Origin of the sequence: Mycobacterium sp., from assembly GCF_019247635.1 — a bacterium.
In the GTDB taxonomy this organism is placed as follows: Bacteria; Actinomycetota; Actinomycetes; order Mycobacteriales; family Mycobacteriaceae; genus Mycobacterium.
This window is the reverse complement of record NZ_JAFBAR010000076.1, coordinates 1-23,147: the sequence shown is the minus strand read 5'-3', so window position 1 is coordinate 23,147 and position 23,147 is coordinate 1. Positions and strand designations below refer to the sequence as shown.

Annotated in this window: 21 protein-coding genes and 3 pseudogenes; 12 read left to right on the top strand and 12 right to left on the bottom strand. The window is 63.3% G+C overall.

What is annotated here, in order from left to right:
- The 9 genes from JO236_RS11690 to JO236_RS11650 all read right to left on the bottom strand — a co-directional run.
- Positions 1-848 (bottom strand): MCE family protein (locus tag JO236_RS11690; protein ID WP_293329736.1); only part of this gene is annotated, 848 nt, incomplete at its 3' end.
- Positions 845-2,287: a virulence factor Mce family protein gene (locus JO236_RS11685; protein WP_293329734.1), complete on the bottom strand. Its 1,443-nt coding sequence runs from the start codon at positions 2,285-2,287 to the stop codon at positions 845-847. The genes JO236_RS11685 and JO236_RS11690, both read right to left, overlap by 4 nt.
- Positions 2,284-3,342 (bottom strand): virulence factor Mce family protein, encoded by a 1,059-nt coding sequence (locus tag JO236_RS11680; RefSeq protein ID WP_293329732.1) that lies wholly within the window; start codon positions 3,340-3,342, stop codon positions 2,284-2,286. The genes JO236_RS11685 and JO236_RS11680 overlap by 4 nt, the downstream gene beginning before the upstream one ends.
- Positions 3,332-4,384, bottom strand: a complete 1,053-nt coding sequence (locus tag JO236_RS11675; RefSeq protein ID WP_293329730.1) for an MCE family protein — start codon at positions 4,382-4,384, stop codon at positions 3,332-3,334. The genes JO236_RS11680 and JO236_RS11675 overlap by 11 nt, the downstream gene beginning before the upstream one ends.
- Positions 4,384-5,586 (bottom strand): MCE family protein, encoded by a 1,203-nt coding sequence (locus JO236_RS11670; RefSeq protein WP_293329728.1) that lies wholly within the window; start codon positions 5,584-5,586, stop codon positions 4,384-4,386. Before JO236_RS11670 ends, JO236_RS11675 begins: the two co-directional genes overlap by 1 nt.
- A 20-nt stretch (positions 5,587-5,606) precedes the next feature.
- Positions 5,607-6,449 carry an MlaE family ABC transporter permease gene (locus JO236_RS11665; RefSeq protein ID WP_293329726.1) on the bottom strand — a complete coding sequence of 281 codons (843 nt, stop codon included), beginning with the start codon at positions 6,447-6,449 and terminating at the stop codon, positions 5,607-5,609.
- Between the two features lie 27 nt (positions 6,450-6,476).
- Positions 6,477-7,241, bottom strand: a complete 765-nt coding sequence (locus JO236_RS11660) for an MlaE family ABC transporter permease (RefSeq protein ID WP_293329724.1) — start codon at positions 7,239-7,241, stop codon at positions 6,477-6,479.
- 246 nt (positions 7,242-7,487) lie between these two features.
- Positions 7,488-8,414, bottom strand: a complete 927-nt coding sequence (locus tag JO236_RS11655; protein WP_293329722.1) for a 3-oxoacyl-ACP reductase — start codon at positions 8,412-8,414, stop codon at positions 7,488-7,490.
- Positions 8,415-8,438: 24 nt separating this feature from the next.
- A complete protein-coding gene (locus tag JO236_RS11650; protein WP_293329720.1) occupies positions 8,439-8,630 on the bottom strand; it encodes a ferredoxin in 192 nt (63 codons plus the stop codon).
- 171 nt (positions 8,631-8,801) lie between these two features.
- Between JO236_RS11650 and JO236_RS11645 the strand changes: the two genes are divergently transcribed.
- The 8 genes and pseudogenes from JO236_RS11645 (at position 8,802) to JO236_RS11610 (ending at position 18,007) form a co-directional block, all read left to right on the top strand.
- On the top strand, positions 8,802-9,983 hold the full coding sequence (locus tag JO236_RS11645; protein ID WP_293329718.1) for an acyl-CoA dehydrogenase: 1,182 nt from the start codon (positions 8,802-8,804) through the stop codon (positions 9,981-9,983).
- 24 nt (positions 9,984-10,007) lie between these two features.
- Entirely contained in the window at positions 10,008-11,105 is a 1,098-nt protein-coding gene (locus tag JO236_RS11640; protein WP_293329716.1) for an acyl-CoA dehydrogenase family protein, read from the top strand.
- Positions 11,106-11,187: 82 nt separating this feature from the next.
- The gene (gene fadD17, locus JO236_RS11635; protein WP_293329714.1) at positions 11,188-12,690 is read left to right on the top strand and encodes a long-chain-fatty-acid--CoA ligase FadD17; all 1,503 of its coding nucleotides are present in this window, start codon (positions 11,188-11,190) and stop codon (positions 12,688-12,690) included.
- A 246-nt stretch (positions 12,691-12,936) separates the two neighbouring features.
- Entirely contained in the window at positions 12,937-13,479 is a 543-nt protein-coding gene (locus tag JO236_RS11630) for a site-specific integrase (protein WP_293329712.1), read from the top strand.
- A gap of 307 nt (positions 13,480-13,786) precedes the next feature.
- Positions 13,787-13,990: pseudogene (locus tag JO236_RS11625) on the top strand (IS3 family transposase); the annotation flags it as partial.
- A 169-nt stretch (positions 13,991-14,159) separates the two neighbouring features.
- Positions 14,160-16,778: a hypothetical protein gene (locus JO236_RS11620; RefSeq protein ID WP_293329710.1), complete on the top strand. Its 2,619-nt coding sequence runs from the start codon at positions 14,160-14,162 to the stop codon at positions 16,776-16,778.
- Positions 16,778-17,470 carry a hypothetical protein gene (locus JO236_RS11615; protein ID WP_293329708.1) on the top strand — a complete coding sequence of 231 codons (693 nt, stop codon included), beginning with the start codon at positions 16,778-16,780 and terminating at the stop codon, positions 17,468-17,470. Before JO236_RS11620 ends, JO236_RS11615 begins: the two co-directional genes overlap by 1 nt.
- A gap of 30 nt (positions 17,471-17,500) precedes the next feature.
- Entirely contained in the window at positions 17,501-18,007 is a 507-nt protein-coding gene (locus JO236_RS11610) for a hypothetical protein (protein WP_293329706.1), read from the top strand.
- A 291-nt stretch (positions 18,008-18,298) separates the two neighbouring features.
- Here the strand turns inward: JO236_RS11610 and JO236_RS11605 are convergent, their stop codons facing one another.
- The gene (locus JO236_RS11605) at positions 18,299-18,454 is read right to left on the bottom strand and encodes a tetrahydrofolate dehydrogenase/cyclohydrolase catalytic domain-containing protein (RefSeq protein ID WP_293329704.1); all 156 of its coding nucleotides are present in this window, start codon (positions 18,452-18,454) and stop codon (positions 18,299-18,301) included.
- Between the two features lie 188 nt (positions 18,455-18,642).
- Here JO236_RS11605 and JO236_RS11600 point away from each other — a divergent pair, with 188 nt between their 5' ends.
- The 4 genes and pseudogenes from JO236_RS11600 to JO236_RS11585 all read left to right on the top strand — a co-directional run bounded on the left by JO236_RS11600 (position 18,643) and on the right by JO236_RS11585 (position 21,510).
- Complete coding sequence (locus JO236_RS11600; RefSeq protein ID WP_293329702.1) at positions 18,643-19,542, top strand: alpha/beta fold hydrolase; 900 nt, start codon at positions 18,643-18,645, stop codon at positions 19,540-19,542.
- A 97-nt stretch (positions 19,543-19,639) separates the two neighbouring features.
- A complete protein-coding gene (locus JO236_RS11595; RefSeq protein WP_293329700.1) occupies positions 19,640-19,792 on the top strand; it encodes a hypothetical protein in 153 nt (50 codons plus the stop codon).
- Between the two features lie 88 nt (positions 19,793-19,880).
- A pseudogene (locus JO236_RS11590) lies at positions 19,881-20,285 on the top strand (IS256 family transposase); the annotation flags it as partial.
- A gap of 511 nt (positions 20,286-20,796) precedes the next feature.
- A complete protein-coding gene (locus JO236_RS11585) occupies positions 20,797-21,510 on the top strand; it encodes a hypothetical protein (RefSeq protein ID WP_293329698.1) in 714 nt (237 codons plus the stop codon).
- Here JO236_RS11585 and JO236_RS11580 read toward each other — a convergent pair.
- On the bottom strand, positions 21,496-23,046 hold the full coding sequence (locus tag JO236_RS11580; RefSeq protein WP_293329696.1) for an acetolactate synthase large subunit: 1,551 nt from the start codon (positions 23,044-23,046) through the stop codon (positions 21,496-21,498). The two genes, JO236_RS11585 and JO236_RS11580, sit on opposite strands and share 15 nt — an antisense overlap.
- A pseudogene (locus JO236_RS11575) lies at positions 23,043-23,147 on the bottom strand (amidohydrolase); the annotation flags it as partial. The pseudogene JO236_RS11575 and the gene JO236_RS11580, both read right to left, overlap by 4 nt.

The window sequence follows — 23,147 nt, the reverse complement described above, 5'->3', positions numbered from 1 at the left end:
ACGACTGAATACAAGCCCTTGAGGTCTTCGGCGAAGTCCACCTTGGTCTTTGACAGCACATTTGACGTCACCATCGCCAGCTTCTTCAGCGCGGCGAAGGCCTCGACGATATGGTCCCGGTTTTTGTTGAGCACGCGAAGCGCCTCGGGCAGCGTGTCCAACGCCCGGCTCAGGTTGTCCTTGTCGCGGGCCAGGCTCGCGGAGAATCGGTTCAGCCCGTCGACCGCATCGATGATGTCGTTGACCTGCCGGTTAAGGCCTGCCGTCAGCTCGGCGAGCCGGGGAATCAGATCGGTGAACTGGCCCTGCCGACCCGCGAACGCCTGGTAGGCCTCGTCGGTGATCTCTTCCAACGCACCGAGGTTGCCCTTGTTGACCACCACGCCGAGCGACGAGAACACCTCCTCGGTGGTGGGAAAGCGGCCCGTGGGGGCTTGCTGGATTTTCGACCCGTTGGCCAGGCGGCCGACCGCCGGCTTGTCTTTGGGCGCAGCCAGGTCGATGTGCAGCGAGCCCAGCAGTGACGTCTGCGCGACCGTCGCCGTTGCGTTCGCCGGCAGCACCACATTCTTGTCCAGCACCATTTTCACTGCGGCATAGAAAGTTCCGTCGGACCGCTGCTCGGCGTCAATGCCGGAGACGCTGCCGACGGTGACGTCGTCGAGCATCACCGGCGAGTTCTGCGGTAGCGTCGCAACGTCGGACAATTCGGCGGTGACCGTGTACGCGCCGCTGCCATGCCCCTCGGTGCCGGGCATTGCCAGTGAATTCAGGCCACCGAAATTACACCCGGCGAGCAACAGGCTACTGGCGGCAACCGCGCTGCCGCGCAACCAGATTCGTTTCATCCGCCGGCCCCCTGTTCGGCGGGCAGCGACGGTCCGGGTGGTGATGGGCCTGGGGAGGGATCAGTCGCGGGCGGCGGGCCGGGAGCGGGACCGAAACCGGGCGGGCCGGGAGCAGCGGCGGGCGCCGCTCCCGGAGCCGGGGTCGCCCCAGGCACGGGCGGGACTAGCAGGCTCTGCAGATCGGTCGGATTCTGCGTTGGCGCGGTGGGTTTGGCGGGAATCCAGGTTAACTGCGGAACCGGTGTCTGTGCCTTGGCTTGGGTGGCCGGGGTGTCGTAGATGATCTGACCCTTGTACGCCGTGATCGTGTTAAGGGGGTGGAACATGACCGGCGGGTAGTTCACGGCGAGCCGGCGCAGCACGGGCCCGAGCCGCTCACGGCAGATCTCGGCGCGCTTATAGTATTCGGGCGCCCTGGGCCCGCCGGGTGTTTCGAAGGATCCGCCACAGATGAATTGCACCGGGTTGGAGAATTCGGGTATGGACAACAGGCCGTTCAGCGTGCCCTGCGCCGGATCGTAGATGTTGTAGAAGTTGGCGATCCCCGGGCCCGCCACGTGCAGTACCTGCTCGATGTTGTCGCTCTGACCGCTCAGCGTCTGCGCGAAGTCGTTGAGCTTGTTGACCGTATCGATAAGCGTGGAGTTGTTCTCGTGCAGGAACCCGCGGATATCCGAGAGCGCCTGGTTGAGCGTGCCCAGGGTGTCGTCCAGATGCCGCGAGCTGTCGGCTAGCACCTGCGACACCGACGCGACACTTCCGGCGAACTGCACGATCTGTTCGTTGCTCGCCGACAGGGCGTCGACCAGCACCTGAAGATTCTTGACCGTGCCGAAGATGTCGCTGCGCGAATCGCCGAGGCGCCCAGCGACTTGCGCGAGTTCCCGCAACGCGTTGTGGAACGTGTCACCCGTGCCGTCGAGCGTGGTGGCGGCCTGGTTGATCGCCGCGCCCAACGGCCCCTGCATCGAACCCGCCGTCGGGCTCAGCGAGACAGTCAGCTGCGTCAGCGCCTCCTTGACCTCGTCCCATTCCACCGGAACGGCGGTGTGAGACAGGTCGATGCTGGCACCGGCGGGCAGCACTGCCCCACCGGTGTAGGCCGGGGCGAGCTGAATGAACCGCGCCGCCACCAGGTTTGGCGACATGATGACGGCCTTGGCATCCTTCGGGATATTGATGCCGTCGGACACCTCCATGGTGATCTTGACGTCGGAAGGTCTGGGTTCGATCGCGTCGATCTTGCCCACCGGTACACCGAGGATGCGGACCTGATCGCCGGGGTAGAGCCCGACCGCGGCGGTGAAGTAGCCGATGATCTTTCGACCACCGCCGCCGGCGGAGAACACCACATAGGCGCCTCCCACCAGCGTCGCGACCAACGCGACGATGGTGAGTGTGCGCAGCCCCCGGCTGCCGACCCGTTGCTTGGTCGTCATGGCGACTTCGGCCTGATGATCCAGCGTTCCTGGATTAACCCGCGCAGGTAATCGGAAAGGCTGGCCGGTAGCTTGCCCGGCTGGTAGAAGAAGTCAAACATCGTTGCCAGCAGCGGTGCCGGGATCACGCCGTAAACGTTGACGTTGAACCCCGGGCCAGAACCCACCACCTCGCCCAACTCAGTCGCGTAGGTGGGCAGCCGCTTGAGGGCTTCGGTGATGTAATCCTTGCGCTCGTTGAGGGTGTCCAGCACCAGGTTGAGCTTGCTCAGCGCCGGGCCGAACTCCTTGCGATTGTCGGCGACGAAGCCGGAAATCTGTTGGGACAGACCGCTTATCCCCGAGATCAGCTGGCCGAGCGCGGCGCGCCGCTCGTCGAGCGCGGCAAACAGTTGATTGCCGTCGTTGACCAGCTTGTTGACCTGGTTGGCGCGGTCGGACAGCACTGCCGTCACCGACTTCGCGTGCGCCAGCAGGCCTTGCAGCGCTTCGTCGCGGGTGTTGAGCGTACGCGACAACGACGTAATCCCTTCCAGCGCACCCCGCAGCTCCGGGGTGGCGTCACGCAGCGTGTCGGTGAGAACGCTCAGGGCCTGTTCGAACTGGGGCTTGTTCAGGTTGTTCGCGTTTTGACCGAGATCCTCGAGCGCGCCGGCCAGCGTGTACGGCGTGGTCGTTCGGCTCAACGGAATGGTGGTGCCCTTGCCGGTGCCCGCCGGGCTCAGCGAGATCGAGCGCTCGCCGAGGATGGTGTCGGTGCGGATCGCGGCCAGCGACTGGTCCCCGACCGCGACGTGGCGGTCCACGCTGAAGGTGATCTTGGCGCTGTCGCCTGCCAGGCTGACGTCCCCTACCTTGCCGACCTTGAAGCCCGAGACGTAAACCGCGTTGCCCGAGCTGATGCCGCCGGCGTCGGCGAAGTAGGCGGTGTAGGTCTTGCCCTGCGGCCAGAACGGCAACCCCGCGTAGCCGAACGCGAGTAGCACGACACAGATCACCATCACCACGCCGAAGACGCCGGTGCGCAACGGGTCGCGCTCACGTCTACTTTGCAAAGGCGCACCTCCCCTTGCTGGGGTCTACCTGGCCACCCAGCGGGAGCAGGATGTCGCCGCCCACCGGTCCGTTGATCTTGATCGTCACGGAGCAGAAGTAGATGTTGAAGAACGACCCGTAGGCGCCCAGCGCAGCCAGCCGCAGATAGTCCTCACCCAGCTGCTCGACGTCGTTGGCCACCTCGGCCTTGCGGTTGTCCAGCTCCGCGGCCAGCGGTCGCAGGTTTTGCAGGATGCCCTGCAGCGGCCGGCGCGAATTCTGCAGCAGCTGCGTCAGATCCGTCGTCGTAGATGCCAGCGGCGGGATGGCGCCGGCGATCGCGTCCTTGTTCTTGGCCAACCCGGTGATCAACTGTTGCAACTGGTCGACGCTGGCCGAAAATTGCGCGCTCTTGGCATCGATGGTGCCCAGCACGGTGTTCAAGTTGGTGATCGCGTCACCGATGAGCTGGTCCCGTTGGCCCAGCGCCGAGGTGAACGCGTTGGTATCCGCCAGTACATTCGCCAGCGCGCCGCCTTGGCCCTGCAACAGTTCGATGATGCCGCTGCTGATCGTGTTGACCTTGTCCGCGTCCAGCCCCCTGAGCACCGGCTTCAGGCCACCCAGCAGCGCATCCAGGTCCAGCGCGGGCTGGGTGTGCTGGGCGTTAATCGTCCCGCCGGGCGGCAGCTTGCGCAGCTCCCCCGGTCCCGACGTGATCTCCAGGAACCGGTCGCCGACCAGGTTCTCATACCGGATCACCGCACGCGTCGACGAATACAGCGTGTAACGCTTGTCGATCTCGAATGCCACGTCGACGGTGTTGTCCGGGTTCAGCTTCACCCCCGACACGGAACCCACCGGAACCCCGGCGATGCGGACCTTCTGGCCGGACTTCAACCGCGACGCGTCGCCGAAGGTGGCGTGGTAGGTGCTCTCGGGACCGAACCGGAAGTCTCCGAAGACCACCACCAGTCCGGCGGCGACGACCAACATTGCCACCGCGAAGACGCTGACCTTGATCACCATCGACCGGTGCGACGGCATGCCCGACGTCGCCATCAGAAGTCGTCCCGTTCCGCGAAGGAGCCATGGAACAAGAACTGCAGCGTCGAGGGCGCGTCAAACTGCAATTCGGTGAACGGCTCGTACGGGATGTTGGCGTTGTCGGTGACCAGGAACGGCGCTCGGTACCATGACCCGCCGGTCTGCTTGGTCGGAATATCGGGCAGGCCGCGGCAGTTCGGGCCTCCGGAGGCGTTCACCAGGGGCAGGCTCTCGGGATAGGTGTACGACGGCGCACCGAGCACAAAGCTCGACGACGTGAACAGACCCGCCTTGCGGACACCGAGCAGTGGGGCGAATTCCTGGATGCCGCGGTAGATGCCCGCGAACAGGCATCCGAATTCCGGCGAGTAGTCGGAGGCCACCTTGATCGGGGCGCGCAGCCTGTTGATGGCGTCGATGAAGTCCTGCGCGCCGGGCTCCAAGGTCTCATAGGCGTTGTTGGCCAGCCCGATCGTGGCCAGCAGCGTGTTGTTGAGGTTGTTCTGCTGGCTCACCAGGGTCTTGTTGATGGTCGGCAGGTTGTCGAACACCGTGTTCAAGTCGGGCGCGGCGTCGGCGTAGATGTTGGTTACGATCCCGGCCTTGCGGAAGTCCTCCTGCAGGGCGGGCAGCTTCGGGTTCGCTTGGCGGGCGAGGGTATTCAATCCAGAAAACAGCGCCCCCAGATCGTCGCCGTGGGTGCGCAGGCCCTCGGACAGCGCGCTCAGCGTGCCGTTCAGTTCGACAGGGTCGATCTTGTGCAGCAGGTCGACGAGCGACTGGAACAGGGTGTTGACCTCGAGTTGCACCTGTGACGCCTCGACGTGCGCGCCCGGGCGCAGCGGAGTCTGCGATGGCGCCGGGGGCGGAAGAAATTCCACCGCTTTGGCGCCGAAGATGGTGTTACTGGCGATGTGCACGGTCGCGTTGGACGGGATGTAGCGCATCTGGCCGCTGACGATCGCCAAGTGCAGCTGCGCCTGGTCACCGCTGTACGCGATCTCCTCGACCTTACCCACCTGAATGCCGCGGTACTTGACCTTGGCGCCCTTCTCCATCACCAAACCGGCACGCGGCGAAGTGACGATGACGGTGTCCGTGGACGTGAAGGCCGCCGAGTACGACAGATAAGTCAGCACCGCGAACGCCACTACCAAGCCGGCCAGCAGCGCCGCTGCCAGCCGCGTACTCGTGCGTCGCGATCCAGTCTCTGCCATGGTCCTTTTGAGTGATCCCCTTATCCAGAGAGGTTGAAGTTACCGGATGCGCCGTAGACAGCCAGCGAGATGAACAAAGTAATGACAACTACAACAATCAGTGAGGTCCGCACGGCCTGGCCGACCGCGATCCCGACGCCCACCGATCCACCGCTCGCGTTGTAGCCGTAATAGGTATGGACCAGCATCACCGCGATGGACATCGTGATGGCCTGCAGGAACGACCACAGCAGGTCCGACGGGATGAGGAAGGTATTGAAGTAGTGGTCGTAGAGGCCCGCGGACTGCCCGTTGATGAACACCGTGGTGAAGCGGGCAGCGAAGAACGCGGCGAGCACCGACAGCGAGTACAGCGGGATGATCGCGACCAGGCCGGCGATCAGCCGGGTCGACACCAGGTACGAAACTGAGTGGACGGCCATCGATTCGACGGCGTCGATCTCCTCGGATACCCGCATGGCGCCCAGTTGGGCAGTGGCCCCCGCGCCGATGGTGGCCGCCAGCGCGATGCCGGCAATGACGGGCGCGACGACCCGGACGTTCAGGAACGCCGACAGGAAGCCGGTCAGCGCTTCGATGCCGATGTTGCCCAGCGAGGAGTAGCCCTGCACCGCGATGACGCCGCCGGAGGCCAGCGTCAGGAAAGCCGCCACCCCTACCGTGCCGCCGATCATTACCAGTGCGCCCGCGCCCAGCGTCATCTCGGCGACCAGGCGGATCGTCTCTTTGCGGTACCGAGTCAGGGCGTTGGGGATGAAGCGGATCGTTTCGCCGTAGAACAACGCCTGTTCGCCGAAGCTGTCGACAGGCTCCCCGAGCCGGGAGAACAGGTTGCGAACCCGGTAGGTGATGTCATAACTCATGCGCTTGCACCCCCTTTCCCACCCTGATCACTTGGCCGAGATTTTCACGCCGACGGCCGTCATCACCACGTTGATGACGAACAGACAGATGAAGGCGTAGACGACGGTCTCGTTGACCGCATTGCCGACGCCCTTGGGCCCACCCTTGACGGTCAGGCCCCGGTAACACCCGACCAGCCCCGCCATCACGCCGAACAACAGCGCCTTGACCTCGGCGAGGATCAGCTCCCGAAGCCCGGTCAATACGGTCAGTCCATTGATGAAGGCGCCCGGGTTGACGCCCTGCAGGAAGACGGAAAATACGTAGCCGCCGGACAAACCGATGGCGCACACCAACCCGTTGAGCAACAGGGCGACCAACGTGGACGCCAAAACCCTTGGCACCACCAGTCGTTGAATCGGGTCGATGCCCAGCACCCGCATCGCGTCGATCTCCTCGCGGATGGTGCGGGCCCCCAAGTCGGCGCAGATCGCCGTCGCACCGGCGCCGGCCACGACCAGCACCGTCACGACCGGCCCCAGCTGGGTGATGGTGCCGAATGCCGTTCCGGCGCCGGAGAGGTCGGCGGCCCCGATTTCACGCAACAGGATGTTGAGCGTGAACGCCACCAGGACCGTGAACGGGATGGACACCAGCAGCGTCGGGATCAGCGACACTCGCGCGATCATCCACGTCTGATCCAGGAATTCGCCGAACTGGAACGGCCGCCGAAACGTGGCTCGGGCGGTGTCGATCATCATCTCGAAGAACCCACCGACCGCGCGGGCGGGAACAGCAAGTTTTTGCAACAACTTGGTCCCCCCGTCTGCTCAGTGCGGCGAAGCCGTGTATATGCCTTGACACGCCCATCATGGTCGGCTACTCGGGTGTGAGCCGGCTCATATTAACTCAGAACAAGTTCACCGTGTCAATGAACAGCATTTGTTAGTCAAGCGCGTTAATTTCGCTGGTTAGGCCGCTGGCGGCGAGATCTAAGCGTGATCATTCTGACACACGTTCTAGTTGTCGGGAAGCCCGCAAGTACACAACACCCGCCACTACTGCCCCATTAGGCCGGTCGCAGCAAAGTTCAAGTCCGGATCCCGCCCAGCAAAGTAGTCACGCAACGTCGTGTTCAGTTCGGCGGGCTCCCAGGCTGCGCCGTCCGCGCTGAACTGACATTCCACCGTCGGCGCGGCCACCAGCGTCACCTGAGGACCATAGACGATGAACACCTGACCGTTGACTTCCGCCGCCGCCGGCGACGCCAAAAACTGGACCAACGTCACCACATGGTCTGGTGACAACGGGTCGACCGCACCCGCCTCGATCTCCGAGGCCTCGGGGCCGGGTCCGAACAAGTCTTCCGTCATCGCGGTACGCGCCCGTGGGCAGATCGCGTTGGCACACACTCCGTAGCGGCCCAACGCGCGCGCGGCCGACAGGGTGAGCGCGGTGATGCCCGCTTTGGCAGCGCCGTAGTTGGCCTGACCCACCGGACCCACCAGGCCCGCCTCCGACGAGGTATTGATGATCCGGCCGTAGATGGAGCCCTCTTGATTTTCCTTGGCTTTGGCGCGCCAGTAGGTTGCCGCGTTGCGGGTCAACAGGAAATGGCCGCGCAGGTGCACGGCAATGACCTGGTCCCAGTCCTCGTCGGACATGTTGAACAACATCCGGTCACGGGTGATGCCGGCGTTGTTCACCACGATGGCCAGCCCGCCCAGCCCGTCGGCGGTCTCGACAAGCTCGTCGGCCGTCGCGCGCTCGCTGATGTCACCGGTGACCGCAACTGCTTTGGAGCCGGCGGCGCCGATCTCGTCGAGCACGTCGGAGGCGTCCAACGCGGTGGCCATGTCGTTGACGACGATGGTGGCCCCGAGGCGAGCTAAACCGATCGCCTCGGCGCGGCCGAGTCCGGCCGCGGCGCCGGTCACCACCGCGACCTTTCCGGAGAGATCGGTCGCGTTCGGAGTGCTAGTCAATTTATGAATACCTCTAGTTTGGGGTCAGTCCTCACGCAGCAGCGCTGCCCGAGGGCATTCGGCGATCGCCTGCTCGGCCAGATCCTCCTGGTCGGCGGGAATCGGGTCGGTCTTTATGACGGCGTAGTCCTCGTCGTCCAGGTCGAAGATATCGGGCGCGATTCCCAAGCACACCGCGTTACCTTCGCACCTGTCACGGTCTACGATCACCCGCACGGCATCCTCCTTGAACCCGGCCTTTCAGTCCGATCACGCACAGCACCACCATAAGGCCCACATACGTCTGACGAAACGGTCGCTGGCTTCCCAGACTAGAACGTGTTACAACCGGGAAGGCGGACGGGCAGTAGATCGTCACCAAAATCGTCGATAAAGAGGACGGCTGCGATGCGCATCAGTTACACCCCTGAACAGGAGGAGCTGCGTCGCGAGCTGCGGTCGTACTTCACCAACCTGATGACGCCGGAGCGGCGCGAGGCACTGAGCTCGACACAGGGCGAGGTCGGGACCGGCAACGCGTATCGCGACACCGTGGCACAGATGGGCAAGGATGGCTGGCTCACGCTGAACTGGCCCAAGGAGTACGGCGGCCAGGACCGCTCCCCGATGGACTCGCTGATCTTCACCGACGAGGCCGCAATCGCCGGCGTGCCGGTACCGTTCCTGACGATCAACAGCGTCGCACCGACGATCATGGCGTTCGGCACCGACGAGCAGAAGAAGTTCTTCCTGCCCAAGATCGCGGCCGGCGAACTGCACTTCTCCATCGGCTACTCCGAGCCCGGCGCCGGCACCGACCTGGCCAACCTGCGCACCACCGCTGTCCGCGACGGCGACGACTACGTGATCAATGGCCAGAAGATGTGGACCAGCCTGATCGCCTACGCGGACTGGGTGTGGCTGGCCGTGCGCACCAACCCCGAGGCCAAAAAGCACCGCGGCATCTCGATGTTGACCGTACCGACGACCGCCGAGGGCTTCTCCTGGACTGCGGTGCACACCATGGCCGGTGTGGACACCAGCGCCACCTATTACTCCGACGTGCGGGTGCCGGTGACCAGCCTGATCGGCGAGGAGAACGGCGGCTGGAAGCTGGTGACCAACCAGCTCAACCACGAGCGCGTCGCCCTCGTCTCCCCGCAACCGATATTTTTGGCCCTGCGCGAGGTTCGTGAATGGGCGCAGAACACCAAGGACGCCAGCGGAGGCCGGCTCATCGACTCGGAGTGGGTGCAGCTCAACCTGGCCCGCGTACACGCCAAGGCCGAGGTCCTCAAGCTGATCAACTGGGAGCTTGCGTCGGCGCAGGACGCGTCGCTGTCGCCGGCCGACGCGTCGGCGGCCAAGGTGTACGGGACCGAACTGGCGACCGAGGCCTACCGGCTGCTGATGGAGGTGCTGGGCACCGCGGCGACAGTGCGCCAGGACTCCCCCGGCGCGTTGCTGCGCGGCCGGGTCGAGCGGATGCACCGGGCGTGTTTGATCCTGACCTTCGGTGGCGGCACCAACGAAGTCCAGCGCGACATCATCGGGATGGTCGCGCTGGGCCTGCCGCGAGCCAATCGCTGATTCTTGAAACAAGGACGAACATTCATGGATTTCTCGACAACCGAAGCCGCCCAAGACCTCGGCGGTCTGGTCGACACCATCGTGAACGCGGTGTGCACGCCGGAGCACCAACGTGAGCTGGACGGTCTCGAGCATCGCTTCGACCGCAAGCTGTGGAGCAAACTGATCGACGCCGGGATTTTGTCCAGCGCTGCACCTGAATCGGTGGGCGGCGACGGTTTCGGCGTGCTAGAGCAGATCGCGGTGCTGGTGGCGCTCGGCCATCAGCTGGCCGCGGTGCCCTACCTGGAATCGGTGGCACTGGGCGCGTGGGCCCTCGGCCGATTCGGCTCGGACGAGCTGCAGCAGACCTGGGGCGTGCCTGCGGTCAATGGCGAGAAGATTCTCACCGTCGCGCTCGACGGCGAGATGGGCGACGGGCCGGTGCAGGCCGCCGGCTCGGGCGACGGCCACCGCCTCACCGGGACGCGCACCCAGGTTTTCTATGGCCCGGTCGCCGACGCGTTCCTGGTTCCCGCCGAAACCGATTCGGGCACGGCGGTTTTCCTGGTCGCGGCCGATGACCCCGGGGTCACGGTGACGGCGCTGCAGACCACGGGCCTGGGCAGCGTCGGGCACCTGGCGCTGGACGGTGTTGCCGTGGACGGCTCGCGGCACGTTGGCGGGAGCGAGGTCGCCGCCTGGCTGCGCACCCTTGCGACTCTGGGCCGCACGGCATTTCAGCTCGGTGTGCTAGAGCGGGGGCTGCAGATGACGGCGGAGTACGCGCGCACCCGGGAGCAATTCGACCGACCGATCGGCAGCTTCCAGGCGGTGGGACAGCGGCTCGCCGACGGTTACATCGACGTCAAGGGGTTGCGGCTGACGTTGACGCAGGCGGCATGGCGGGTTTCCGAGGATGTGCCCGCCGACATCGACGTGGCCTCGGCAGCGTTCTGGGCAGCCGATGCCGGACACCGGGTGGCGCATACGATCGTGCATGTGCACGGCGGCGTCGGTGTGGACACCGATCATCCCGTGCACCGGTATTTCTTGGCGGCCAAGGAGATTGAGTTCGCCTTGGGCGGTGCTACCGGACAGCTGCGTCAGATCGGCCGTGAGCTGGCAGAGACCCCTGCCTGATGTTCTTTGGCGCCGAGTGTGATACCGCAGTCACGCTCGTCTTCCAACGTGACCGCAGCGTCACGCCCGAGGGCAGCGGTGAATGACTGACCCGACCGTCACCCAGCTACTGGTGCCGCTGGCCGAGATCGACGACCGCGGAGTCTATTTCGAGGACTCCTTCACCACGTGGCGCGACCATATCCGGCACGGGGCTGCCATCGCGGCGGCGTTGGGCGAGCGCCTCGACCCTGCCCGACCGCCGCACGTCGGCGTGCTGTTGGAAAACACGCCGTTCTTCTCGGCGATGCTGGTGGCGGCCGGCATGTCGGGTATCGTGCCGGTGGGCCTGAACCCGGTGCGGCGCGGCGAGGCGCTGGCCCGTGATATCGCGCGGTCCGACTGCCAGTTGGTGCTGGCCGATTCCAATTCGGCTGCGCCCCTAGGGGATATCGCGCATCTCAATGTCGACTCCGACGAGTGGGCGGCCGAAGTCGCCGGGCATCGGGAAGTCGAACTCAGCTTTCAATCCGGCTCGGCCGCTGACCTTTTCATGCTGATCTTCACGTCGGGAACCAGCGGCGAGCCCAAGGCGGTCAAGTGTAGCCACGGCAAGGTCGCGAACGCCGGCGCGGGGATAACCCAGCGCTTCGGCCTTGGCCCAGACGACGTCTGCTATGTGTCGATGCCGCTGTTCCACTCCAACGCGCTACTGGTCGGCTGGGCGGCGGCCGCGGCATGCCGAGGCTCAATGGCGTTGCGGCGCAAGTTCTCTGCTTCCGGGTTTCTGCCGGACGTGCGCCGCTACGGCGCGACCTACGCCAACTACGTGGGCAAGCCGCTGTCGTATGTGCTCGCCACCCCCGAGCGCCCCGACGACGCGGACAACCCACTGCGGGTCGTATACGGCAACGAGGGCGTACCCAGGGACGTCGAGCGCTTCGGCCGCAGGTTCGGCTGTCTGGTTCAGGACGGGTTCGGGTCCACTGAGCTGGGGGTTGCGATCGCCCGCACCCCCGACACTCCGGCGGGCTCGCTGGGGCCGCTCCCGGAAGGAATCGCGATCATCGACCCGGACACCGGCAAAACCTGCCCGCCAGGGATCGTCGGCGAACTGGTCAACACCGGGGGAGCCGGCGGATTCGAGGGCTACTACAACGACGCCGCGGCCGAAGCCGAGCGGATGGCCGGCGGGATGTATCACAGTGGCGATCTTGCCTACCGCGACGACGCCGGTTACGCGTATTTTGCTGGGCGGCTTGGTGATTGGATGCGTGTCGACGGGGAGAACCTGGGCGCAGCCCCGATCGAGCGGGCGCTGCTGCGGCACGCTGACATATCCGAGGTCGCGGTGTATCCGGTGCCCGATCCGGTGGTGGGCGACCAGGTGATGGCCGCGGTGGTGCTGACACCGGACGCGCAGTTTGACGGCGAGCAGTTCCGGGCGTTCCTGGCCGAGCAGCCCGACCTCGGACCCAAGCAGTGGCCGTCCTACGTGCGGGTCAGCGCGGAATTGCCGCGGACCGTGACCTTCAAGGTACTCAAGCGTCAGTTGGCCGCCGAGGGTGTCGACTGCGCCGACCCGGTCTGGCCGATCTCGCGCTGATCGTTCCTGGGCCTGCCGGGACAACACCGGCGACTTGGCGCCGGCCAGCACCAAATGCCCCGCACCGACTTCATAAATATCGTTATCTCGATGGCTGCCTAGGTAGTGAGCTTCGTCGGTTGGCGACACTTTGTCCGTCGATCCCGGCGTGTTATCTCCATGCCACGAGACGTCCGTGTTTCGATCGCTGTGGTGGCTACTACGTATCGAGCCCATCGCGCGCGAACATCGCTGAGCGAGTCGGCGATGTGGTTGGTCGTCGATGACGCCTACGAGGTCCATCGTGTGGCGACCGACTTCTGCCTTGCCCTGGACGGCGCCAACCGCGCTTCTAACACCGTGCGATCCTACGCGCCAAAGGTCGCCAAGTTCTTGACCTGGTCATCGGCGAACGGGCTGGACTGGACGGCACTGCCGTTTGCCGATTTGACCCGGTATAAGCGGTTCATCGAGCGCGAGCTGGCGGTGGATGACCGTCCTCGAAGTGGCCGCACCACGAATCTGTACCTGATTGTGCTGTGCGAGTTCCTTCGGTTCGCCTCGCGCGAGGACCTGGTGGGCCGGGTACTTGTCGACCGCTCATCGGATTACCAATATGAAAAATATGCCAACTATTGGTATTCGGTTGCTGGCAGCCACCGACCAGGGCAAGTCGGCGGATATTTTCATGCAGTGTCCGGCGCTACTTGGCCACCGATACCCGCGACCCTCGATTGGAGTCGAGTTGGATACGACGATTCCATCGGTGTCGAGTTCCGGTTTGGCAAAACGTCTACAAACAAGCAGTAGCGCGTAGTACGCAGGTGAGAATATGGCCAGGCTCTCGAAGTTCCGTTCTGATGACGCGCGGGATGCCTATCTCCGGCTGTACGACACGGCGCTTTTGGACAGCCCTATCCAAGTCACGGAATCGGACGTTGAGACATCCTTTGGAAGCACCCATGTGCTTCACGCGGGAGATCGGTCGAAGCCGTCGATTGTGGCGCTCCATGGGTCGTCGATCAGCTCCACGTCCTGGGTGCCGCTCCTTGGCACCCTTACTGCAAGCCATAGCGTCACCATGATCGATGCAATCGACGACGCCGGCAAAAGCATCGCTGCGAAGCCGACCTTCTTTAGCCTGCTGCAGAAGAACGTCTTAGACCGCCGAGGCTGGGACACCCGCGAGCAGTTGCGCATCGCCATCGTCACCTGGATTGAACGCACCTACCACCGCCGACGCCGGCAAGTAGGCCTGGGCCGGTTAACCCCCGTCGAGTTCGAAGCAATCATGACCACACCGGCCCATCAGGCCGCCTAACCGAAATTGTCACCGGTTCGTGCAGCAGACTCTTATATACGCTCGGAGGAATAGTGATGAGGAGGGCACGTGCGAAACCATGATTCACAGGCATCGCCTCGAATACTCCGAGTGAACTTGACGTGGCGGTTTTAATGGCAGTCCGCGCATGGTCGGAAGGGTACGGCGAATGACTCAATCGACCGGAGACTTCGATTTAGTGCTCGAAGTAAGCGCGGAAACCCTGAATCGACTGGTTGCCACAATGCACCAAAATGGGTTCCCGCACCCATCACTGCCGAGTCTTCCGCATGTGCTGCACCTGCGACTGCCCGGTAAGACCGAACACGGATCAGTTGATGCTCAAACAGGATGCCCCTCTGTCACTCTGATCGATGGAGCCACTGACAGGTTTACCGTGGATATTGGCTTACGTGCGGAATTCCACCGGGATCCCGGCAGCGCTCCACTCGCTGACATCATCTACGGAAACGTAAGGGCGATATACCGAATTCAGGATATCGATCCAGAGTGTCCGGGCTGGCATGACATAGCCGAAGACTTTCTTTGGTTGCGCGTCATCGGCAGCTCCGTCTCGTTCGACGGCTTGGCGTATGACCAATCTCCCAGTTACCAGCTAATCCCACCTGCCGATCAAGACGCGCTGAACCAAAAGGTCACGAAGTATCTGGCCACGTTACTTACGTTCTCTTACGCTCCGGTGCCGCAACGTATAGACAGACGCTTCCGTCGCTTCCGCTCGCTCGTGGATAACCAGGGACCTCGAGGGTCGGCCCTTGCCTTTCCGTTGTCGATGGACGGCGAAGAAGCAGCGGGGGCAATTGAGTCCATTCAAGAAATCTTTCTTGCCGGTAGCGATTTCGCGATAGCAATCAACGCTGGCGTCATCACCGAGATGATTGCCTCTCAACTAGCCGATTTTGACGGGCTCCAGCGGGACTTTCACGTTCACGGAGATGCGGGATTTGCCGGCGGGCTAGAGATCGACTATCACGTGCAGTTCGCCTCCCCCAAGGTCGAATGGGCCGGGCCCACCCCGTTCGGCGTACCGGTCGGTTTCATCAGGATCAGCGCTGAAGGGCAGGGGTGGGCCACCAGATTGCACCGGAGCGGTGTCTTCAATATCGGCCCGGTGCGGCTGGCCGATCTGGCTATGACAGCCACCGTTGAGCAATATCTCTCGCTCACTTTCACTCTGTACGACGGATTCATCGTGGCTGCAGCTGGTCCGCCTACAGCGACTGTGCAATACAACGGCCCGTACTCGAGCGATTTCATTCCGGCTGCGCGGCAACGCATTACAGATGAGATGCAAACGCTAGTGAAGGCGAACCTCGGCGCCGCCCAGAGCAAACTATCGTCTTTCAATATGGCCGATAAAGTGGCAGCGCTGGCCCAAACGCTTCAATCCGTCGATCCGGCCGCAGACGCCGTCATCAGCGCCGTGACCTTCCACCCGGACGCAATCGTTCTGCACGGCACCGCCAGCTTTGCGCAGCGAGTGGCTGCTTCTACTGATTTCAGCAAGAACACTGCTGGAGATGGTTTTTCGGCGATCAATAGCTGGATTCCCGGTGGAAGAATTGACCAATTCATTTGGGTTTGGCAGTGGTACAACACTGTACTGCCGGCTCCTACCGACCCGCCTGGCAGCAGCACCCAAAGCCAGACCTTTGAACTTCGCCGCCCGCACGACTCGAGGACACGGTTCGGTCGCATACTTAACGTCGAATCGCCGCTACCGGGGCTCGACGGACTGGGACGAATGTGCTTGACAGTTAAAGGAATGCACGTCGACGCAGTAACTGGTATGTGGACAACGACCCAAGGCGTTACGGAGTGCATGCATTTTGGCTTGGCCATGAACACGCCTGCCGCCGTGTCGCTTCCGCTTCGTCTCTATCACTTCTCGACCAAAAGTGTTCACCGAGAGATTGGCACATTGGCCGTCGGAAGTGACCGCCTCCACGCGCCCAATCTGTTGATTGGTTATGTCGGTCAAGCTGAATGGGATCCCGCGGTGGCCACCGCCACACAAGAAGGTTTGCATCGCAGCACCCGCCGCGGGGCAGGACTTCGGGTGCTGTTGCTGTTCGCTGAACACACAATCCGCCGCGGCGATCGGGAGATGCATGTCCAACTCCAACGCTTTTGCACCGAAGCGCCCGCTCCAGTGACTGTCACCGAAGACGTAGCAGACCGATGGTCGGCCGCTCTAGGTATCCCCGCCGCCGAGCCGAGCATCGGTTGGCGGCTGCTGGACGCGGAAGGAGTGTTGCGGTGGGCGCCCGAAGGCGGTTTCAGCGCTGATGAACTGTCTAACATTCTTGACACGAGGCTATCCTCAAGCGTCACGCCCGACCCGGTGGCGATAGCCGGAGCTCCCCGGCTGGGAACGCGGCTACGGCCGGAACTTGCAATCCCTCGCTGTCCGCCCATCCCGGTAGCCCGACCACTGCGGCCAGCCCGAATTCTCTTTGTAGACAACGGCGATGCCTCGCACCGAATGATCGCCCAGCTCGCGCGGCAACAAGATGCCGACACCGACTTAATTGCAGTTATCGTCAGAGATGCTTTGAGCGGCGATACCCAAGCAATTTCGCGAAAGTTTGGTGGTAGGGTGCCCGTTCTTGCTGACACGCATGGTGAAACGATGGCTCGTTGCGGTATCCGATGGCTCCCAATTTGCGTCGATCTCAGCACCGACGGATGCGTGACCGGGGTCATATCGGACTCTGAATTGTCAACGGCAGTGACCGGTACTGATGCAGAAGGGCCGATACGGTAATGGCGCTTTTCTATTCCCTCGTCGATGAGGGGGTGTCATCAGCCTTATGGGATGCGCTTTTGCAGATCTCTGGCTGCGATCCCGGATTGCAAAGCACCGCGATCTTAACCCAGGCTCAGGTAACCTATGCCCCCCAGAAACCTTCCAATCCCGCCACCATGCGGCTGCAGCGCATAGTCGACAGCCCAGCAAGCATCGTGCTTCATAGTGTCAATCCCGGATTTATCGATCCGTGGGGCGGTGTACTCATGTACGGGGGTCTCACCTATTATCCAGATGGCAACGGTCCCGCGAATATCTGGATCGATATGACTCAGGCTGGGGCGCAGGGATACCGAGAGCTTGATCCCCAAGGAAATTATATTTCGGCGCCCAACGCCGTTATTCTCTACCATGAGTTAGCACACGCTTTCCACGGAGTGGTCGCCCGCGATTCGCCCACCTTGAGGAATACTGGCGATCCCGACACGGACAATGCAAACCTTGCTGCAGATCAGCTTATGGTTATCGCTGACGAGAACCAATTTCGACAAGTGCTGGGGCTGCCGCTGCGTATTCCCACCTTGCAAGCGATCGACGGTGACGATTACCTCGGGCCGCCGACCGTTGGGCCGGCAAGCCTGAACGATTGCAATGATGGAGTTTGGAGCCTGGATTGTCTTGTCGATAAAATAAAACAGTTACTTTCGTAATTTGACGTAATTCGGGTATGAAAGGCGGAGATGATCGAGCAAATCGCGATTAGCGAAATTCAGCTCTCGCCGCTGGCTGACCATCGCGCAACAGGACACATTGACGGCACAGTCAAGGTAGCTCTGCGATTGACTATGCGAAATATAGGTGATGACCGGTTATTTGCAACCAGTGCTATCACAACGGTTGGTTACAGCGATGCGGACCGAGTGCTCTGCATAGGGTTTCAAGATTATGAAGCTCTCGCCGCAAGCGAGCGACGCCGCCCGTTCGTTGTACGATTCATCACCGTCGAACCCCACAGCCAGTCCACTATCGACACCGCACTTACGTCATCACTGACCTTCGGCGCGCTGCCCGAGGACGACGGACCACCGTCGAAGCGGGTCTGTCTCTACTGCGACGTCGACACCATCGAGATCACCGTCACTTACGCCGATCAACAACCACCCATTCAGATGAACCTCGCATCGGGGCGACAGGAAAGCGGCAGAGGGTGGCGCTCCACGCACACGCGTTTGTCCGTTCATGATTAAGCACTTCTACGCGCACCTCAACGCAGCACCGACAGCTCAGTGTGCCGAATTTGGCAGGCGGTGGCCAGACGAGTACGCCGACCACCGGGCCTGTCTGGCGAAAGGGCTTAAGCGCGTTTTCAATCCGAGCGGGGGGTGATTGCTTCGAATACTTGGCGCTCGTCGACCAGGGGCGGCATCGGGTGCTGCACCAGTTTCCCGACGAGAGTTGGACCGCGTCTTTGGTGGCGGCGTTCTCGTGGAGGTGATGGCGTTGGAAGTCCAGACTATTGGTGCGACAGCGGTTGCTCTTCATCCACACGTGCGAGAAGCTGGGTCATCGCCCACCAGGACGGCCGCCAGGCAGGGTTCACGGCCTCGCGCCCGTTCGAACTGCGCTGCGCGATGTGCGGTTTCGGCAAGGATTCGGTTGGCGACGGCGGTGCCGTCCATGACGATGGCGCTCACGGCATCTCCTCAAAGTGAGGAGCACCAGGCGGTCGATGCGTCCTGGTTCTGCTTCCCGGTGGTTATTTGGCCGGACCCCGCGGACTGTTCAACGAGGAGTGAGAGTCGTTTATCTGGTATTACACCGGGCAGCCTAGCCGGCGGGTAGTCTGCCGTGAGCTATCAGTTGCGCAAGGGAGCAGTAGTCCATGGCCAGGGTCTCGACTTTCAGGTCTGCCGAGGCACGCGCCGAGTTCTGCCAGCTGTACGACGCGGCGGTCGCTGAAAGTCCCATTCCCATCACCGAGTCAGACATTGAGACATCGTGGGGACGTACACACGTACTCGCTGCCGGCGAATCGTTAAAGCCGCCGCTGGTCGCGATCCATGGCAAGTCGTTCAACGCGACATCGTGGTTGCCATTGCTGCCCGCGCTCAGCGTGAATTACAGGGTCACGATGATCGACGTGGTCGGCGACCTTACCAAGAGCATCGCGACTAAGCCGATCGCCAAAGCGCACCACGTCGTGGCATGGCTTGATGAAACCTTGCGCGAACTTGGAATCCAACGAGCAGCGTTCAGCGGCATGTCGTTTGGGGCCTGGATGGCGTCGAACTACGCGATGACATTCCCTGACCGCGTTGATCGCCTGGCACTCCTGGGCCCCGCGGGGCTCGCTAGCGGTCAACATGTGGGTTGGATTGTTCGTGCTTGGGGCGCGAGTGTCGTTCACCCGGAGGAGAGGCGGGTGCAGGTATTCCTCGACACCATGGCGACGCAGTCGGGGTATCGGCGGCTGAGGGAAGACCCGTGGCGGCTGATCCGTGAGCAGTTCGTCAGCGGAACTATGGGCTTCAGGCACGCGATGGTCACTGCCCGACCAACGCGTTGCGACCTGAGTCGGCTCGCCTCCGCGCAGTTTCCGATTCTCGCAATTGTTGGCAGAGACGAATCGGTACACGATGGGCCGAAATGGGCAGCCCGTTTCCGGCAACAAGTGCCCGGGGCACGTGTCGAGCTTGTTGACGGCGCGAACCATATCGTTCCCGTCGACCAACCAGAGATCGTCGAGCAGTTGCTGGCTGACTTCCTTGAGTCGTCAGCGTAGGTCGCCTAGCCAGCGCGACATCGACTGCATCACCACGCAGCGCAGGACGATTAGCGCCCGTCCCGGCGGACTAGTTCACGGCGCCAAGCCTCAGCGAGTGACCACACCCCTGCTCGTCCTGGGAGCCGAATGCGACGCCTGCGTCAGCCAAGACGAAATACGAAAGACGGCACGCGCATACGGCACTGAAGCCGAGTTTTTTCCGAGCAATGATCAGAACCTGTGGATGAGCCTCGGTGAGGGGGCATGAAAGCGGACGCACCTTCCCGAGGATGACCTGAAAGTCCAGTAGCTCTGATCAAGACCGGCGTTGGCGCGCTGGTTGGGAAGGTACACCTATGCTCACCGTAGTTCACGATGCCCAGGAGGCCAACGACAAGACGACGGACCATCAGTCGTCTCTTGACGAGATCGTTCGCGATGGTGCCCGGCCGATGCTGGCCGGGGCGCTGAAGGCCGAGGTCGGCGCGTATGTGCAGCAGTTCGCCGACCGGCTCGACGAGAACGGCCGCCGTCTGGTTGTGCGCAACGGCTATCACCAAGCCCGTGAGGTGCTGACCGCGGCCGGGGGCGGTCGAGGCCAAAGCGCCGCGGGTCAAGGACGCCGTGTCGACCCCGATTCTGGTGAGCGGCAGCGGTTTTCCTCAGCGATCCTGCCAGCGTGGGCACGCAAGTCCCCGCAAATGTCCGAGGTGCTGCCGCTGCTGTGCCTGCATGGCCTGTCCAGCGGCGACTTCGGGCCATGGGACACACCATGATGCTGGAGCCTTGGGTGGGCTGCCGTGGGCGAACGTATCCACACCTGGCTCGAAACGCGTGGCCCTGTTGGTGATTTGCGGCTATCGGGATAGCGAGTACCAATCATTCCCTGGCGCATGAGGATTGCCGGCGTTGAGCCTGGCTTGGCGAAACTCACGATCCTCACGTCAAATGTTTGTTCGACTATGGCTATGACATGCGAAAACATGGCATAAAGCGATGATGGGCATCAAGATAAACACCGTTGCCGAAAATTAGAATGTCGCCTCCAATCGGCGGCCGAGGCGCGGCGCCTCGGTTCCGGCACATAAGGCAGCAACGGCGCTCACGGCCAAGCGTCGCGTAGCCTCGGATCGGTATGCCACAGCCCGCGCCCGAGGCGAGCTTCCAACAGCTCTCCGCCACACTCCCGACCACTGTCGGCATGGCGCTCGCTTGCGCGCAGGCGGTGACCAATTCGCTAGCCCAGCGCCGAATGGCCGCGGACCCCGACCTATGACATCCCGGCCACTCGAGCTTGCTCTCCGAACGAGCTTCAGCCAGCTCTCCGCGTCCGTCCCGGCCGACGTCGGTATCGCGGTCGCCCGTTCGAACCACGCCTTCAGACTGGGACAATGGTCGTCCGGCGTGGCGTGGTCGACGGTCAAAGTTCCGTTGGCGATCGCCGCATTACGTGACGATCCGCGCCAAGCCCGGAGGCTGGTCATCAAAGCCATTACAGAATCCGATAATCCGGCTTCGGAGGAGTTGTGGTCGCAGCTGGGCGAACCCGCGGACGCCGCCCGCAAGGTCCAGGCCGTCATCGCCGAACCCGGCGATACCTCCACCGAGGTCGAATCGCGTCGTCTACGCCGAGGTTTCACCGCGTTTGGTCAAACCCGGTGGGATCTCGACAGGCAGGCGCGCTTCGCTTTGTATTTGCCGGTGATTCCAGACGCGATGGCCGTCGTCGAACTGATGCACCAGCTTACCCCCGGCCACCGGTGGGGGCTCGCTGCCAAAGGCATTGCGGCAAAAGGTGGTTGGGGCCCAGGGGTAGACGGTGGCTACCTGGTGCGCCAGTTCGGAATCGTGCCTACCACGTCCGGCCAGTGGGGGGTCGCGTTGGCGGCCGACGCCCACGACGGCATGTTCGAGACGGGAGTCGATGCGGTCAACACACTGTCCGACTGGTTGTTCAGCAGGCTGCCCGGGTTAGCCCGTTATTGACGGCACCACCGCGTCAATCAAGTGTGGTCCGGGCTCGGCCAAGGCGGCCCGCAATGCATCTGCGAACTCCTCGCAGGTGCTCACCTGACGTGCCGAAATCCCCAAGCCCTCCGCGATCTTAACGAAATCCATTGTTGGCCTTGATAGATCGAGTAGGTCCAGCGCTTTAGGACCGGGGACGGACCCAGCGCCCACCCGCTGTAGCTCGACCCGCAGAATGTCATAAGCGCTGTTGTTATAGACGACGGTAGTGATGTCGAGGTTCTCCCGCGCCTGTGTCCACAACCCCGAAATCGTGTACATCGCCGAACCGTCGGATTCCAGGCAGAGCACCGGACGGCCGGGCGCGGCCACCGCCGCGCCGACCGCGGTCGGGATGCCGTAGCCGATCGCGCCGCCCGTCAAAGTCAGCCAATCGTGGGCCGGAGCTCCCGCGGTGGCCTGTGGCAACGCCAGGCCCGACGTGTTCGACTCGTCGACGACGATTGCCCGTTCGGGCAACAGGGCGCCGATCACGTCAGCGGCCGATGCCGATGTCAGGGGGCCTGTCGGCAGTTGTGGACGCGACGCAGCGGCAACGGCAGCTACCGTTCCGGGCGCCAGCTCGTCGGCCAATGCGGTCAAAGCCTCTGCAGCGCCGCTGTATTCGGCGAGCACATGCACTTCACACTCGTCCGGCACCAGGTCGCTGGGCTTGCCGGGATAGGCGAAGAACGACACCGGCGACTTGGCGCCGGCCAGCACCAGATGCTTCGCACCGTCCAATTGGGCTTCGGCGGCCTCGGCGAAATAGCCAAGGCGCTCGATCGCAGGGATGCCTGCCCCGCGCTGCAGCCGCGTCGGGAATGTCTCGCAGAGCAATCGGGCCCCGGTTGCCTCAGCGATGCGCGCCGCCGCAGCCAGGCCGGGGGCGCGGGTTGCATCTCCACCGACCATCAGCACCGTGGGTTCTCCCGAGCGCAGCACCTCGGCCACCTCGGGCGCCAAAAGCGGGTCCGCTCCGGACGGCTCCGCGTGCGGCACCACGGCGGTCTCACCGCCCTCGGACCATGATGCGTCGGCGGGCAGCATCAGCGTCGAGATGAAGGAGCCCGCCCGGCTCGCCGCGACGGCTTCGGCCGCGTCGGTGCCCACGTCTGCGGCTGCGCCCGTTCGCCGCACCCATCCCGATACGGTTCCGGCGAGCGCGTCGATGTCAGATTCCAGTGGGGCGTCGTACTTTTTGTGATAGGTGGCGTGGTCGCCGACGACCACCACCATCGGCACCCGAGCCCGACGGGCGTTGTGCAGGTTGGCCAGACCGTTGCCCAGACCGGCCCCCAGATGCAGCAGCACTGCGGCAGGCCGGTCGGCGATACGGGCATAGCCGTCGGCCGCACCGGTAGCCACGCCCTCGAAAAGCACTAGCACGCCGCGCATTTCCGGCACTGTGTCCAGGGCCGCCACGAAGTGCATCTCCGAGGTGCCCGGGTTGGAGAAGCACACGTCGACGCCGCCGTCGACCAACGTCTGGATCAGAGCCTGGGCACCGTTCACCTGCCTGCCTCCTGTGTGTCGAGCCGGAAGACCCGTTGCGCGTTGCCGTGCAGAAAGTCGTGCCGCCCGTCTTCGCTGAGGCCGAGGCCGTCCAGCCCGGC